The sequence below is a fragment of the uncultured Anaerovibrio sp. genome, from assembly GCA_902786545.1.
Lineage (GTDB): Bacteria > Bacillota > Negativicutes > Selenomonadales > Selenomonadaceae > Anaerovibrio.
The window spans coordinates 38,105-53,949 of record CADACU010000004.1 but is presented as its reverse complement, the minus strand read 5'-3'; the positions used below and the strand labels follow the sequence as shown (position 1 = coordinate 53,949).

Here is a 15,845-nt window from a genome sequence, read left to right as displayed (position 1 = left end):
ACCACAAATGAGCCATTGTGCTATAGAACAGTGGATACTGCTTCGACAATTATTGCTGATTTGGGTATTTCTCCCTCTTAAGCATTATTATTATAGTAAAAATAGCGTTTAAAAGCAAGCATTACCTACTCTTCTTTAAGTCGTTGTTCAATAATGCTTTCCTGATAAAAATAATCTTCATCGTAAGGATGCTCCACTGCATACTCATGCTTTTGCATCTGCTTCCTAATGGCTTCATCGTGCCCCACCACCGCCGCAAAAGGCGAAAACTGGGCTGCCCGGCTCGACATAGGCAACGGCGGATGGTTTTTGGAAACCGGATGGGGCAAATTTATAATATCCTGATAATTATCCAAGCCTTCTCTCACGCCTTATGTCCCCCAATCTGCTGATTTCGCTCTCTGGTCATGGCCCCTTCTTGAAAATTAGCCCCTTTCAAAATGGCATTCTTGCCGTATTTGTTTTTTAGATCAATCAGGGTATGCTGCAATGATTTTTCTTTTTCCTCCGCGTATTCTGACTGAGCCCGTTCCCGGTCCAGCTCCTCATAATCCGTAAACAGCTCCAGCTGCTCCGGCTGATTTTTCTCCTGCCGGACAATCGCCTCCGGCAAAACATTATTGGCTGTAACATTGACCCGACGGATTAACAGTCTTGGATTGATAATTTTATCATACAGCTCCATAACAGTGGCCAAAATTTGTCGGCCGGAGGAAGTATGCCGCCCCAGCTTGACGGAACCGTTAGCTGGTTTTGGTACCGTACGACCATAATGGTCACGATGAACATCTCCCTGATAGTTCTTCATACTTTCCACATCATAGCCGACATACAGACCAATCTGGTCCGTCACCAGGCCCTTTTCCACCAGGTCCAGCACCAACACATCCGTCATTTCCCATACAATAAGCCGCCCCTTCTCATAGCTATAACCACTTTGAAGAACCTGGCCGGAACTCAGGCTGTTGGCCACCGGTTTATAAGCCTTTATGTCCTGCATAGTACACGGCTCATAGCCCCAGGCATGGTCAATAAGCAGCTGAGCATTCACGCCAAACAGTTTATACAAAAGCTCCTCGTTATAATACTCATTGGCCTTGCCAACAGAACAACGGGCAATATCCCCCATGGTATGCAGTCCATGCTCCTTCAGTTTTCTGGCGTATCCTTTGCCAACCCGCCAAAAATCAGTTATTGGCATATGAGTCCACAGCTGCTGTCGATAAGTCATTTCATCCAGCTCGGCTACCCGCACACCATCTTCATTTACCGGCATTTTTTTGGCCATAATATCCATGGCAATTTTAGCCAAATATAAATTGGTGCCGATACCTGCTGTAGCCGTAATCCCGGTTTCCCGTTCCACATCCTTTATCATTTTTACCGCCAGTTCCCGGGCCGTCATATTATAAGTCTTCAAATATGGTGCCACATCAATAAAAACTTCGTCAATGCTGTAGCTATGAATATCCTCCGGAGATATATATCTTAGATAAATACCGTATATTTGCGCACTTTTTTCCAGATACAGAGCCATCCGTGGCTTAGCAATAACAAAATCAAGGGCCAAAGACAAATCCTCGGCAAGTTTTATTGCATCACTGGACTTGCCTTTAAGAATATGGTTAGGGGCCTGGGCTTTGCGTCGAAGGTTGATTTCCTTAACTTTCTGCACAACTTCAAAAAGCCGGGCCCGGCCCGGCACCCCATATGCTTTTAAAGATGGCGAAGCCGCCAGACAAATGGTCTTTGCCGAGCGGCTTTCATCAGCCACCACCAAGTGAGTAGTCAGCGGGTCGTACCCCAGATCCATACACTCCACGGAGGCATAAAAAGATTTTAAATCAATAGCAATATACACCTTTAATATCGCCTATTTCCCATACTACAATTACTGTGCCACTTGACCTTCACCAAAGGCGGACATTTCCGGCAGGGTTTCCGGCCGCAGTGGATTTACTCCATCGCCGTCTCCGCTCCGGTCTGCTCCCGGATAATTCGCCCGACGCACAGCATCATCATCATTATTCCGGAGCTCCTTCAAGCCCTTCACGCCTTTTTGTGGCTGCTCCCGCACCGTTGGACCGATTATCTTGGCTATTTCGGCCTTATTGGTTTCCCAGCGCTTATTGACTGCCGTCAACCGGCCATCAATTTCTCCGGCCTTTTTATCAAAATTAGGCGCTTTCCTTTGCTTGAACTTCTTTCCCTTTTCCTGGGCTGCCTTTTTGGCCTCCTCTACTGATTTATTATAATCAGATATGCTTTCTTTGAAGTTCACACTTTCATAATACATATCCATCATATCGTAGAAAATGGCCTTGCGGTCTCGCAACAGCTGTTCCAGTTTGGCGCCTGCCACCGGAACCTTCAGTTCATCCAGCTCTTCACAGGATTCCTTCATAATCTTCTGGGACTCGATAATCCACTCCTTGTTTATTTGTGGCATTTTCTTTTTCAAAGCAGCAAACTTTTCCTCAGTATTTTTGATAATGACCCGTACCTTTTCAATATACCGCTTCATATCCCGTTCATTTTGCTTAACCAGTGCATCAACGAAATCACCATAATTCAAAACATCATAAATCTGCCAGGTGTCCTCATCTATTTTACGCATTTTCATATGAACCACATAGGTATCCCCCAGATTCGGTTCATAAATTCTGACACCAACGGTAGCTGTAGGATATTCTGATTCAGCCTCGGTTTGGTCAGGCTCCTCCGGCTGTTCTAAAATATACGGTATAGTAAATGGCAACTTAAATGGCTTATCCTGTACCACATACTCAATACGCCGTATACTCATTGTTTTTAAACCAATTTTATCCTGAAACTCTGTTTCCTCGGTAATTTCCTTTACTTCCTTCCAACCATCATTGGCAATGCAGGATAAAATATCTTCCTTGCACAATTTGGCAAAGGAACCATCCCGCATCTTAGCCTTTAAGCTGCTGTTTGGCGGTGCAATCTTTTCCAAATCAACAGTGGCCTTATTCAAGATAGCATCCAAATCCACATACCGCTGGAATTGCTCCACATCATTGCTTTGAATGGCCTTCTGCAAAGCATTTATCGAATAAGTTGGTGTATGAACATAATACATAAAATAAAAAGCCGCTGCGGCTGCACCAAGAAGTATTTCCAAGAATATGCCAACGATTATTGCACCCTTATATCCCATTTTTCACCACTTCTTCCAACTCAATATTTATACTTCAAAAAGATAATTCCTTACCTATGTAATCTCTATAGTTAACATTTTAGCACAATTTCCTTTTTTCTTAAATATAAGTTTAATTTACAAATATGGTTATTTAACCTAAAGTTTGATATAATTGTGTACAGGAATAATTTTATATAAGGCAGGTGTATTACAAATGGTTAAAATTGCAATGGCACAGCTTCGTGTCACTCCAGGCCATCCAAGCGAAAACACAGAAAAAATGCTTCGCTTCATTGAGGAAGCAAAGGGAAATGGTGCCGACTTGATCATTTTCCCGGAGATGGCCATTCCAGGATATTTGCTGGGAGATACTTGGGAGCAGCGAGCCTTCATTAAGGACTGCGAAGAATGTGGCCAAGATATCATCGATGCATCCAAAGACATTGCCATCATTTTCGGAAATGTGGCTGTAGACTGGGACAACAGAAATAATGACGGGCGTCCGCGCAAATTCAATGCCCTGTTCACTGCGTACAAGGGCAAGCTGGTAAAACCTGACAATATGCCATATCCATTCGTGATAAAGGCATTGATGCCAAATTACCGGGTATTTGACGACACCCGTCATTTTTTCAGCCTAAAAAAGCTGGCTGAGGAAATGGGAAAGAATGTACGGGACCTGGTTTCTCCAATTCATCTCAGCCTGAAGGGCAAAACCTATTCCATTGGTGGTTATCTCTGTGAGGATGGCTGGAGTGATGATTACAGCTTCTCACCGGTAGATATTTTAAGGGAAAAAGGCGTGGATTTCTTCGTAAATATTTCCTCATCCCCTTATACCTTTGGCAAGACCCATAAACGCCACCGGGTATTTGGCAAGCAAGCCAAGGAAAGCAACATTCCACTGTTTTATGTGAACAATACAGGCATTCAGAACAACGGCAAAACAATCTATGCCTTCGACGGCTCCAGCACTGTATACAGCAATCAGGGATATCCAGTGGCCTGCATCGAAAAATATAATGAGGGGATTCATTATGTAGACCTGGATGAAATCAATTCATTGCCACCTTACAAGCGTCCTCACAAGGAAGAAATTGGCCATATCTTTGATGCCATTGCCTATGGTGTAAAATCATTCCTGGCCGATATTCATATGAACAAGGTAGTTATCGGCATATCCGGCGGAATTGACTCGGCGGTATCAGCTGCCCTGTACACCCATATACTGGGGCCGGAAAATATTCTTCTCTTAAATATGCCTAGCGTATATAATTCTGAAACTACTAAAAATCTGGCCTATGAACTGGCCGAAAATCTTGAATGTAATTACGCCTCCATTCCAATTCAGGAGTCGGTTGAACAAACTATAAAACAACTGGAGAACATTCCTATTACATATTTGAAGGACCACAGCCAATTCAATTTGAGTGTTTCCTCCTTCGTTGCGGAAAACATTCAGGCCCGGGACCGTAGCGGACGCATTTTGGCAGCCTGTGCGGCAGCCTTTGGCGGCGGATTTACCTGCAACGCCAACAAGGCCGAAACCACTGTTGGGTATTCCACTCTCTACGGCGATTTGGCTGGCTTTTTGTGTGCATTGGCCGACTTGTGGAAATTCCAGATTTACGATTTGGCCCGTTATCTCAACACAGAAATATACAAGCGTGAGGTTATTCCTCAGGCCACTATCGATATTATTCCTAGTGCTGAGCTTTCTCATAAACAGAATATCGATATGGGACAGGGTGACCCTATCAAATATCCTTATCACGATTATCTGTTCCGCAGCTTTGTTGAAAAGTGGGAAAAGGCTACTCCAGCCGATATTCTTCGCTGGTATCGGGATGGAATGCTGGAAGACAAGCTGGGCTGTGAAAGGGGTATCGTAAAGAAATACTTCCCTACACCAAAAGCCTTTATTGAAGACCTGGAGCGCTGGTGGAATCAGTTTGCCGGTATGGCCGTTGCCAAGCGCATTCAGGCACCACCAATTATTGCGGTTAGCCGCCGGGCTTACGGCTTTGACCATCGGGAAGCCCAAAATGGTGTTTACTACACCCGTGAATATAAGCGGTTAAAGGAAGAACTGCTGAAGTAAACCTAATCATTAAAATGCAAAAGCACTGATATGGAGCTTGCTCCATATCAGTGCTTTTAAATTACTGTATATCAGAATTTGAATTTTTTTATGGTATTTCGTAGCATATCCGCCTGAGAACTAAGCTCGGTACTGGCACTGGCGCTTTCCTCTGCTGTGGATGAATTGTTCTGTACCACATTGGAAACCTGCAATATGCCCTGATTAAGCATCTCCAAAGCCGTACTTTGCTTATCCGAAGCTATGGCTATATCGCTTACCAGTTCCGCCACCTTGTCAACCCCGTCCTTTATATCCCGCAGAGCTGTAGCGGTGGTTTTGGCCAACCTGGTACCGGTCTCCACATTGCTCATGGAGCCTTCAATGATATCCGTGGTTTCCTGAGCCGCCTTGGCACACCGACCGGCCAGATTGCGTACTTCCTCGGCCACCACAGCAAACCCCTTGCCATGCTGTCCGGCTCTGGCTGCCTCTACGGCTGCATTTAAGGCCAAAATATTAGTCTGAAACGCAATTTCATTTATTACCTTAATAATATTGGAAATACTCTTGGAGGAAATGCCAATATCATCAATAGCCACCAGCATTTCATCCATCTGGTTATTTCCCTTGTCAGCCATAGCCCGGGCCGAAGCAGTCAGTCGATTTGCTTCATCTGCATTGCCAGCCGTGGAAGCCAGCTGGGTATTGATTTCTGCAATGGAGGTAGACAATTCCTCCACCGATGCAGCCTGGGCCGCGGCCCCATCCGCCAGCTGATTGCCGGAAGCCGAAATATTTTGTGCACCACTGGCCACCTGATCCGCCACCTGAGCAATCTGCCGGACCAGCTCCACCAGATGCTTGCTCATATCGTTAAAAGCTATGGCCAGTCGACCGATTTCGTCCTCAGACTCCACATTTATCGCCACAGTAAGGTCTCCAGCAGACATCCTCTTAGCATTGTATTCCATATCCACCAATGGCTTGGTAATACTGCTGCTAAACCAGCCAGCGTAAATTCCCGACAAAATCAAGGTTATTATCATTCCAAGCCCGATCATAAACAACAGATTGCGGGATTTGGCATTCAGCTCACTTGTTGGCACCACCATAATGTACTTCATGCCATTTTTTAATACCGAGTAGCCGGCCACATAGCTTTCACCTTTGTAAGTAAATTCCCGAATTCCCTGCGGTTTTTTGTCCCCAACAAAGCTGTCCAGCGCTACATCAATTTCCTTCAATGACTTTGGATAATCTGCTTCCCTGCTGGCAATAATGTTATTGTTATTATCGGTCAGCATCGCAAATCCGGTTTCAAAAATTTTCGCTTCAGAAATTTTCTTTTGAATAATGGTGAAATCAATATCCATACCCGCAATACCAATTTCCGTCCCGTCACTGGCAAACAGTGGTACCACATAGGAAATCATATATACATTCAAATTGGCATTATGATACGGATTTAACCAGGTCGGCCGGTGATTATTGATTGGAATAAAATACCAGCCTACATGGGCCATATCAGTCTTTTCATAAAGGGTAATATCCGTCGGGGTAATTTCCGTAAAAGGACCGGATGTGGCATTTCGTGTCCCCAGGACTCCGGCAGTAGGCGCTGAAATATCCGGGTTAAACTTCACATAATATGACATGGTCCCTTCCACGCTATTGGCGCAGTTTTTGGCCATAAAACCAGCACTGCCTTCCTCACCTATAACATATCCAGGATCAGTTTTTAACCGTTCCAAATCGGACAAATCGCCGATTACGGCCGCCGCCAGGGAATTGACCCCTGTTTCCACACAGGCCATAGTTTCGTTCAAATCCTTGGCATTGCTTTCACTGGTGGCCATCAATTCCCGCTCCGCACTATCCCCGGTGACGCTGAGGGAATTATATATGGCCATGGCACCGACTATAAGCACTGACAACAAAGTTGAGCAGATAATCGTAGTCAGCAGCTTCGTTCGGATTGACTGAAGTCGAAACATATCCGCACCTCCCTTAATATGGGTTCAGCCGAGGCTGTTCAGCCGCAGCCCTTTGCATCCAAATCCCGTTTCGGAATAAAATTACGCCTGTATCCAAAGCCGCTGATACTTCTCCAGCTGACGCAGGGAATGCTGGATAATATTATGGGCCAGATGGGGTGACTTTATAATCAGCTTTTGAACCGTATTAAGCGGTACATACAAAACAACTGCCTGCTCAGTAAGAACCTCCGCCGACATATGGCAACGGCGTTGAGGCAACAACATCGTTTCATTCACCCAGCTGTTTTCCTTTAAAATATCCAAGGTATTATACCAACCGTCGCCAGTTTCAATACTACGGGCCAGCTTTCCCTTGATGACGAATATCATATTCTGTTCAATTTCTTGTCCGGAAATCCGATCTCCCTCAAATTTGGTATATAGCTTGGCTCCACTTATAAAGAGCTGGGTAATACCATTGTCACATTCCTGCAGCAAGGTAAGCTTGGAAAGGGCATCCTGCAAAATCGCCCTGGAATCCTCTTCCCGCTCGGCAATATCCTTTTCAGCCTGCCAATGCCTCTGAAGCTGCTCCATAAATTTCTGGTATTTTTCGTCCCAGTCCGTCAGCATCCGCTGCAAAACCAAAAAATAATGCTTAACCAATGCGGTTACATTGTTATGTGGAAAGGTCTGCTTATTATACCGGATTGAAACAATAACCTGATGCTCATCGTACCGATAGGAAACCCCCAGTTTTACATATCGCACATCACTGTATTGCTGGGTAATCAGCTTCCCCTCCGGACTGCCTTCCATCTTGGTATATTGGTCAGTTTCCACAAAGAAATCATTAAAATTGAGAAAATGGTCAAAAGCATCGTTCCGGTTGCCAATTATTTCAAGAATATCTTCCCGGCCCATTGAAGCATATGGTTGAGAAACAACAAACTGCTTAAAGGCATTCATTATCAGTTCCCGCACCAACGGTTCGCCATCGATTTTTAGCCGGATTGGCACAGTACTTGGCATACCGGTGGAATACTTGCCCTTTTCCTTCTTTGGTACCATTATGCAGTAGCCAACATCCTGCCGGCTGCTGCCCTGCTGCAACAAAAAGCCCCAGGCTGTCTGCAGGATTGACATGAGAAGTATCTTATTCCCCTCAGCCTTGGACCGTAAATCCGATAAAATATCCCGTGGGACATGTATCAAATAAGTATCATCCAATGATTGATCTGATACTTTTTCGCCGGCATCATAGTATGGAATAGGTGCTGCATCCGGCAAATCGCTGAGTATTTTGCTCCAATACTCCTTGATTGGGCCAGCCAATGTGCTATTTTTCACATTGCCTACGATACTCATAATGTCATCAGCCTCCGGCAGCTCCAATGCAGCCCGGAAAATTTTACGGACATCAAAATTGAGCATAACAGCCTCAATGGCAGTTACGATAATGGCATATTCATCCTCACCAGTGTGGAAAACGGAAAAACGAATCAATGGACCCTGCGTCAAATCGAAGCCATGGCGTATATCGGCCTCCATATGCTTTCTCAGCTCACCGTCCAAGTCATCCCGGTCAATTCCGCCAATATTATTAAAAACCACCTCAGGCGCTGTGCTCCGTTTCTGCAAAACTACTGCCAAAAATCTGCGCCCGGAATAAACATAGTTAGTCCGAAGATAGTCATTCTGGTCAAAAGCTCTGGAAACCGCCACACTAAACTTGATTGGCAGCAGCTTGCCTTTTAGTTTATAAAGGGCCTGCAACACCGAGCCAATGGGATGGGCAGTATGTTTCCGACTAAACCGGCCTTTTTCCATCGATGAAGTTTCCCGAAAATAGGCTATTTTACGGGAGGCCAGTTCCTTTTTCTGAATACCATAAATTTCTGCCACGGTTTCCTGTTCGGTCGGGTTCAACTTTTCAAAGGGTATTTTTTCCGTATCCATACGCTTTAACCGTCCTTATTCTAATGATTTTCGGTTTCCCCATTGTATAACAATGCCAGCATAGTTATATCATCTGATTGCTCAGCATTTCCCACATAATTATTCAATTGTCGTTTAATTTCAATAATACCTGCCTTCAGGTCCAAATTCTTTTCCACCGAACTGTTTATAGCGGCCAGCAAGCGCTCTTCGCCAAACAGCTCCTTTGCCTCATTAAGGGCTTCAGTTACACCATCTGTGTACAAAAACAGCTGGTCACCTGGCTCCAGCACCAGCTCCTGGCCCTTATATTTCACATCCTCCATGCCACCCATAATAAAGTTACGCTTAACATCCAAATATTCATACCGTTTTTCCTTGGCCCGGTAGATCAGTGGCGGATTATGACCGGCATTTACAAAGACGAACCTACCAGTCAGCAAATCCAAAACACCGGAAAAGCTGGTGACAAACATCATAGCCTCATTGTTTTGGCAAAGCTGATTGTTGGTGGAAGCAATCACTTCCGGCAGCTTGTCCATACTGTTCATATTCATGGAGGAGTTTTTCAATATGGTCTTGGCAATAACCATAAAGAGAGCCGCTGGAACCCCTTTACCTGATACATCGGCCACGGTTATCACAACATGTTGTTCATCCAGCATGTAAAAATCATAAAAATCACCGCCGACTTCCTTGGCCGCCTGCATAGTTGCGTAAATATCAAAATAACTGTTATCAGGGAAAGGAGGGAAAATATGTGGCAACATACTTTCCTGTATATTAGTAGCTACGGACAGCTCTGTAGCAATATGCTCCTTCTCCATAGTCACCTTGGTAAGATTGGCCATATACTTCTGCAATTCATCAGTCATATTGTTGAAGCAGTCAGCCAATGCCTCCAACTCATCCCCACTGGAAATGGACAGCTTCTTGGTAAGATTTCCGTTGGCAATTTCCTGAACGCCTTCAGTCAGGGTATTAATGGGCTTCACAAACCGCCTTGACAGCCAGGAACTAAGCGTAAACATAACACATAACATTATTCCTACAATAAGGATTGATGTAGCCAACAGACAAATAAGCCGATTCTGAACTATTGCCCGGAAACGGTTCATTTCATTTTCCATATTACCCCGGGCTTCCACTGCCGGAGTAATAACCTCTTTCTTGGCAATAAGGGTCCCAAAGCTCCAATTCATTTTAAGCAAAGGAGCGTACGCCAGATAATATTCCTCACCCTCCAGCTCTACAATCTGCCAGCCACTATGGCCTTCATTCATTGTCTTTAAAGCCTTCGACAAGCCTTCACTACGGTTCTTACTAAGCTCCTTGCCCTGTTCTGCTGATAAAACGCCATCATGGCGGGTAGACAGCATGATTTCTCCCTTATTATTCATGACAAAGCTGAGACCGGTCTTCCCCAATACCGCACTGTCCATTATGTCCGACAGGGAATGCACCGCGCAGGCGATGGCCACTACCCCGGCAAAGCCATTTTCATCAGTGTAGGGAGCTGAACAGGTAAAGCTTGGAAATCCTTCCGAGCCAATATAAATATCATTAAAGGTGATTTTCTCATTATTATGGGCATTCTTATACCAGTTGCGCTCCGCTGGTTCATAGGATTTTAAAAATTCCTCAGTCATAGGTACATTTTTTTGCCCTGGAGTATTATCAGCGGCAATAATATACCCGTTCTTGGACCCCACAAACACCGTGGACTCATATTGGCTATAATTTTTGGCCATAGGTCCGATATATTCTTCCACATTGCCCATGAGCCTTATTTCATTTTCAACAGCTGGGGAAAGTCCCCCAGCCTGCAGCTTTGCTCCCCTATGCAGATATACTTCACCGGTTTTTATAGGTTGCAGCCGCGGGTCAGGTAATATTCGTGGCTTATAGTTTTGAGGGTTAACAATGATATTGTGCACACCATTGGCCAAATATTCTGTATCCTTGGCCACATATAACAGTTCAATTTCAATGGTATTGGCTCTTGTCCTGGCCACATCCACCAAACGGGAGGTTATCTGATTGGCAGTTACTGATTCGATATAATCGGATGATGATGAACTCAGCTCCTCGCTTTGGTCACCTAAAACATGACTGACCATAAAAAAGCCGTAAGCAAACAAGACCAGCATGGTAACGAAAGTAAACATACTGCCCAAAATCATCAGCCGAAACATCCGTTGCCTTATGGTTCCTTTTCTTAAATATTTTTTTAAATATTTAATGAGATTATCCATTAAAATCATCCTCAGCAGCCCAAAGACCGGTGCAGTCAAAATTCAACCACCGTACCGGGCAATAGTATAATTATTCCTCAATGTTCAAAAAGTCCAGGAAGCCGGTCATATCAAATACATCCTTTACATCATCGCTGACATTGATAATTTTCATACTACCCTGCTTATTCATCTTCTTTTGGGCCATCAATAGCACTCTCAGCCCAGCCGATGCCACATAAACCAACTCTTTAAAGTCCATGACCAAATCCTTGATACCAGTCAAATCGTTTTGGACAACCTTATCCAGATTGGTTGCTGTAACAGCATCCAGCCGACCAATTAAAGATATTTTTAAATTTTCCCCATTTTGTTCCTTTTTGATTTCCATAATGATTACTCCTTCTTACAATAACACTTCTAACTATGTTAAATTCTTTATTGATGCATTTATTTCCTGCTATATTTTTTTTGTTATAGTCAGGATATTTTTACCGTCTTTGTAGTGATAAGACAACTCATCAACATTTTCTTTTATGAGAAATATTCCCAAACCACCAATTTCCCGCTTATCTGGTGGGAGAGTCAAATCCGGCGGATCCTTTTGCAACGGATCATAAGGTATTCCCGTATCCATAAACCTAAGAATTATACGACAGGGGTTTTCCTCAATACATCCCTGAACGACCGCTTTTCCGCCTGAAGCTTCATAGGCATAATTGGCAATATTAACGAAAATCTCCTCTACCACCAGGTCAATCTTTAATTTTGTTTTTACAGAGCAATCCGTCCCCGCCAACAGTTCCTCCACAAAATCGTTGACCACTGTTAAATTTTTAACCGTTGCATCCACGGTAATTTCCTTGTATCCCTGTAAGTCCATACTAAAACCTCCACAGAGTTTTGACGAGACACAATATAAATCACTTACTTGTAATATAAGAATTTATACTTTTTTCCAGCCTGGCAAGGCCATCCAGCAAAACCGCCTTTGGACAGGCAATATTCATCCGCAGGAATTGAATTCCGGCCTGACCAAATTCCGCTCCCTCCGACAGGTACAATCCACTGTCCCTCCGGATGTATTCCATAAGCTCCACGGAATTATCACAAAATTTGGAGCAATCCAGCCACAGCAAATATGTTGCCTCAGACGGCACCAAATATATTTCCGGAATTTTCTCCTGCAAAAACTCCCGGCAAATCCGTTTATTTTCGTATATGTACTCCCGCAGCTGGTCCAGCCACTCTTCCCCCTGATTAAAGGCGGCAATAGTAGCTTCCATGGCAATAATATTAGGCTCAGCCACCTCATCAGTATTCAACTGACGCCACATTTTATGCCGCAAGAATTCATTGGGAACCATAACCGCCGCCGAATTCACTCCGGCTATATTAAATGTCTTGGTAGGCGCCATACAGGTTATGCTTATATCCCGGCACACATCCGATACCGACGCAAAGGGCACATAATCCTTACCTGGGTCAGTCAAATCGCAGTGAATTTCATCGGCAATAACGGTCACATTGTGCTTGGCACACAGCTCACCCACCTTGAACAGCTCATAGCTGCTCCACAAATGACCGGAAGGATTTTGTGGATTGCAAAGTATCATAAGGCTCACCTGAGGATCAGATAATCCCTCCTTCAGCTGCTCAAAATCCATTGAATAATTCCTGCCATCATATTGCAATGGGCATTCCACCACTTGACGGCCATTATTGATAATCGAATTAAAAAAATTATTATACACCGGCGTCTGAATAAGCACCTTCTCAGCCGGAGTAGTCAATTTCCTTACCGCAGACGATATCGCCGGCAGTACACCAGTGGTAAATACCAGCCATTCCGGTTGAATCAAAAAATTATGCCGTGTTCTCCACCAGCTCATATAGGCCTCATTCCAAGCCGCTGGAATAATTGAATAGCCCAACGCACCCACCTGAAGCTTCTTTTGGATGGCCGCCATAATGGGCTCTGCCACTGGAAAATCCATATCAGCCACCCACATGGGCAACTCATTGTCACCCACATCCCATTTTAGGGAATTGGTATTACGGCGATTTATTATCTTGTCAAAATCATATTTCACTCCATGGACCCCCTGTTATTCCACTTCTGTTTATATATGCGCAACAGGAAAAGCAGTCCCCTTGCATAAAGCTCAATACACATAGCCAGCCAAATCCCATGCAAGCCGTAGCTCTGAACCAGTATAAAGGCCAAGGTCATCCGCAATCCCCACACACTGGCCAAATTTATCAGACTTGGATAAAAAGTATCCCGTGCACCCCTTAGTGCTCCTGCCCCGACAATAGATACTGCAAAGAGCGGTTCAGCATACAAGGCAATGCGCAATACTTCCGTTCCCAGAGTCTGAACTTCGGCTACTGGTGTCAAAAATGCAAACACCCAAGGAGCCACCAGATACATAATTGCCCCCAAGGTACCCATGGTCACCATGCCAACCACCACGGAAAATTTAGCAAAGCCTCGGGCAAAATCCGTTTTTTTGGCACCAATACTTTGCCCTACCAAAGTTACTGCCGCAATGGAAATACCCATCCCCGGCATGTAACACAGCGATTCTGCCGTTATGGCAAAAGAATTGGCTGCAATAGCCACTGTCCCCAGCGGGGCCACCAAAAGCATCATCGCCACATGGGAGCCACTCAAAATCGTCTGCTCCATGGCAATAGGTGTACTTATTTTAAAAGCATCCACTATGCAGCTTTTCGTAATATGCCACGCCATTCCTGCTTTTTGCCGCAAATAATTTGATCGCATAAAAGCAAGATAGGATAAAATTGCGGCTGTCACCCCTTCGGCTGCCACCGAACCAATAGCTGCCCCCATCACTCCATAGCCAAGGCCCGGTACCCAAAACGCAACCCCTGCCACAGATATATAACGGGACGGAAAAATAAACATAAAGTTAAACAGTATATCCAGCACACACATAATACTGTTAAAGAAGCTGACCGATTTCATACTGCCACTGCATTGCAGCATGGATGTGGCCAGTATGCGGAGCATTATCACCGGTATGCCAATCATAAATACCAAAAAATATTCGTAGGAACCCTGATAAATTTCCGGCGTAGCCCCCAAAAAGCCCGGCAGCTCCGGGCTGATATAAATCCCCAATCCACTGAACAGCAAAGCAAGGGCCATAACAAAAATCAGCCCCTGCCGAAAAGTATCCCGTGAATTCAGAATTTTCTTTGCGCCGATAAATTGAGCCACCTGCACAGAAAAGCCCTGCACCATGGCACTGCATATACCATAAGCAAACCACAGCAACGGTGCCACCAAGCCAATGGAAGCCGAAGCAGCAGCCCCCAGACTCCCCACCATAGCCGCATCGATATATTCCATGATGATATATGTGACATGGGCTAATATAGCCGGTATACTCAGTGCCCAAACACATTTCAGCATCTGGCGCCATTCCAGATGGTCTTCGTGCTGAATTAAGCTGACTATATTCATAATTCTTCACTCAATCAGTTAAAGAAATCTCGGTAGCCTTTGCATCGATGTTTGGATCATCAAATATTATTTCTTCAACCCCCGCAGCTGTAATCCTGCCTGAAATTGGATTTTTTATACTAATTACTTTTGTTGTAATTTCCGCATCCACATCAGAAACATATTCAAAGGCCAAATCAGTATTCAGTAGGCGGCAGTTTTTCAACACCACATTCTTCATATAGCAAAACCCCTGATTGCTTTCAATGGTGCAGTTTTCCAAAGTAACATTTTCCGAATTCCAGCCAATGTATTCACCGCAGATATATGAATCCCTGACCACCACATTATTGCAATTCCAAAAAGCATCCTTGGAAATCATTTTGGCATTCTTTACCTCTATATTTTCGCAACCATCAAAGGAATAGTTTCCCGCTAAATTAAATCCGTCAATCTTGATATTCCGGCTGTTCATGGCAAAGTAATTTCCCTTGGCCGTAACATTATTCATCTGAATATCACTGCAGTTCCACAAAGTTTCGTCTGCATTCAAGAAATGCACTTTATTAAGGGAAATGCCCTTACAACGACGAAAGCCCTTCGGAGCTTCATACAAAATATCTGTCAGGGAAATATTGTCCGTATACCAAATGCCGGCTCTGGCCATCTCAAAAAAAGTACTGTCAGTAACCTTTACATCCTGACAATACCACAGCGGGTACTTCCACTGAAAGCTGGTTTGCTTTATCTCTAGCTCCTTGCTTTCCTTTAATGGTGATTCCCCATCGGCAAAAATGCAATTATCTATCGTTAAGGCCCTGGACATAAACAAGGCCCGTTCCCCTACAAGCCGTTCCCCACTAATCTGCTTCATAAAACTTACCCCCTAAAGCACTTATTTTTGACAGAAATAGGCCGCTACAAGCGACCTATTTCTATTAGGCTATATAATTTTAGCATATTTTATAAAATAATGGTT

12 protein-coding genes are annotated in these 15,845 nt (G+C 44.3%); 1 reads left to right on the top strand and 11 read right to left on the bottom strand.

What is annotated here, in order from left to right; translation table 11 throughout:
• Window positions 1-125 precede the first annotated feature (125 nt).
• From QZV24_RS01560 to QZV24_RS01550, 3 genes are read right to left on the bottom strand one after another with little or no spacing between them, the layout of a single operon-like run.
• Window positions 126-368: a hypothetical protein gene (locus tag QZV24_RS01560; protein WP_294519122.1), complete on the bottom strand. Its 243-nt coding sequence runs from the start codon at window positions 366-368 to the stop codon at window positions 126-128.
• Window positions 365-1,861 (bottom strand): DNA methylase, encoded by a 1,497-nt coding sequence (locus tag QZV24_RS01555; protein WP_294519118.1) that lies wholly within the window; start codon window positions 1,859-1,861, stop codon window positions 365-367. The genes QZV24_RS01560 and QZV24_RS01555 overlap by 4 nt, the downstream gene beginning before the upstream one ends.
• 30 nt (window positions 1,862-1,891) lie before the next feature.
• Window positions 1,892-3,181: a DUF2939 domain-containing protein gene (locus tag QZV24_RS01550; protein ID WP_294519115.1), complete on the bottom strand. Its 1,290-nt coding sequence runs from the start codon at window positions 3,179-3,181 to the stop codon at window positions 1,892-1,894.
• A gap of 196 nt (window positions 3,182-3,377) precedes the next feature.
• Between QZV24_RS01550 and nadE the strand changes: the two genes are divergently transcribed.
• The gene (gene nadE, locus QZV24_RS01545) at window positions 3,378-5,264 is read left to right on the top strand and encodes an NAD(+) synthase (protein WP_294519112.1); all 1,887 of its coding nucleotides are present in this window, start codon (window positions 3,378-3,380) and stop codon (window positions 5,262-5,264) included.
• 71 nt (window positions 5,265-5,335) lie between these two features.
• Here nadE and QZV24_RS01540 read toward each other — a convergent pair whose 3' ends face one another.
• From QZV24_RS01540 to QZV24_RS01505, 8 genes are all read right to left on the bottom strand, one after another.
• Window positions 5,336-7,240: a methyl-accepting chemotaxis protein gene (locus QZV24_RS01540; RefSeq protein ID WP_294519110.1), complete on the bottom strand. Its 1,905-nt coding sequence runs from the start codon at window positions 7,238-7,240 to the stop codon at window positions 5,336-5,338.
• 81 nt (window positions 7,241-7,321) lie between these two features.
• Window positions 7,322-9,181, bottom strand: a complete 1,860-nt coding sequence (locus tag QZV24_RS01535; protein WP_294519107.1) for a condensation domain-containing protein — start codon at window positions 9,179-9,181, stop codon at window positions 7,322-7,324.
• A gap of 20 nt (window positions 9,182-9,201) precedes the next feature.
• Entirely contained in the window at window positions 9,202-11,415 is a 2,214-nt protein-coding gene (locus QZV24_RS01530) for a SpoIIE family protein phosphatase (protein ID WP_294519104.1), read from the bottom strand.
• 70 nt (window positions 11,416-11,485) lie between these two features.
• Window positions 11,486-11,785, bottom strand: a complete 300-nt coding sequence (locus QZV24_RS01525) for an STAS domain-containing protein (RefSeq protein WP_290657370.1) — start codon at window positions 11,783-11,785, stop codon at window positions 11,486-11,488.
• 69 nt (window positions 11,786-11,854) lie between these two features.
• The gene (locus QZV24_RS01520) at window positions 11,855-12,277 is read right to left on the bottom strand and encodes an ATP-binding protein (protein ID WP_290657372.1); all 423 of its coding nucleotides are present in this window, start codon (window positions 12,275-12,277) and stop codon (window positions 11,855-11,857) included.
• A 40-nt stretch (window positions 12,278-12,317) separates the two neighbouring features.
• The gene (locus QZV24_RS01515; protein ID WP_294519099.1) at window positions 12,318-13,487 is read right to left on the bottom strand and encodes a MalY/PatB family protein; all 1,170 of its coding nucleotides are present in this window, start codon (window positions 13,485-13,487) and stop codon (window positions 12,318-12,320) included.
• Window positions 13,484-14,887 (bottom strand): MATE family efflux transporter, encoded by a 1,404-nt coding sequence (locus tag QZV24_RS01510; RefSeq protein WP_294519096.1) that lies wholly within the window; start codon window positions 14,885-14,887, stop codon window positions 13,484-13,486. Before QZV24_RS01510 ends, QZV24_RS01515 begins: the two co-directional genes overlap by 4 nt.
• 10 nt (window positions 14,888-14,897) lie before the next feature.
• Window positions 14,898-15,740, bottom strand: a complete 843-nt coding sequence (locus tag QZV24_RS01505; protein WP_294519093.1) for a DUF3737 family protein — start codon at window positions 15,738-15,740, stop codon at window positions 14,898-14,900.
• Window positions 15,741-15,845 lie beyond the last annotated feature (105 nt).

Bases quoted from the DNA above. Each gene is read 5' to 3' on its own strand.
- QZV24_RS01525 (WP_290657370.1), bottom strand. From the start codon at position 11,785: ATGGAAATCAAAAAGGAACAAAATGGGGAAAATTTAAAAATATCTTTA.
- QZV24_RS01505 (WP_294519093.1), bottom strand. From the start codon at position 15,740: ATGAAGCAGATTAGTGGGGAACGGCTTGTAGGGGAACGGGCCTTGTTT.
- QZV24_RS01510 (WP_294519096.1), bottom strand. From the start codon at position 14,887: ATGAATATAGTCAGCTTAATTCAGCACGAAGACCATCTGGAATGGCGC.
- QZV24_RS01520 (WP_290657372.1), bottom strand. From the start codon at position 12,277: ATGGACTTACAGGGATACAAGGAAATTACCGTGGATGCAACGGTTAAA.
- QZV24_RS01550 (WP_294519115.1), bottom strand. From the start codon at position 3,181: ATGGGATATAAGGGTGCAATAATCGTTGGCATATTCTTGGAAATACTT.
- nadE (WP_294519112.1), top strand. From the start codon at position 3,378: ATGGTTAAAATTGCAATGGCACAGCTTCGTGTCACTCCAGGCCATCCA.
- QZV24_RS01540 (WP_294519110.1), bottom strand. From the start codon at position 7,240: ATGTTTCGACTTCAGTCAATCCGAACGAAGCTGCTGACTACGATTATC.
- QZV24_RS01535 (WP_294519107.1), bottom strand. From the start codon at position 9,181: ATGGATACGGAAAAAATACCCTTTGAAAAGTTGAACCCGACCGAACAG.
- QZV24_RS01530 (WP_294519104.1), bottom strand. From the start codon at position 11,415: ATGGATAATCTCATTAAATATTTAAAAAAATATTTAAGAAAAGGAACC.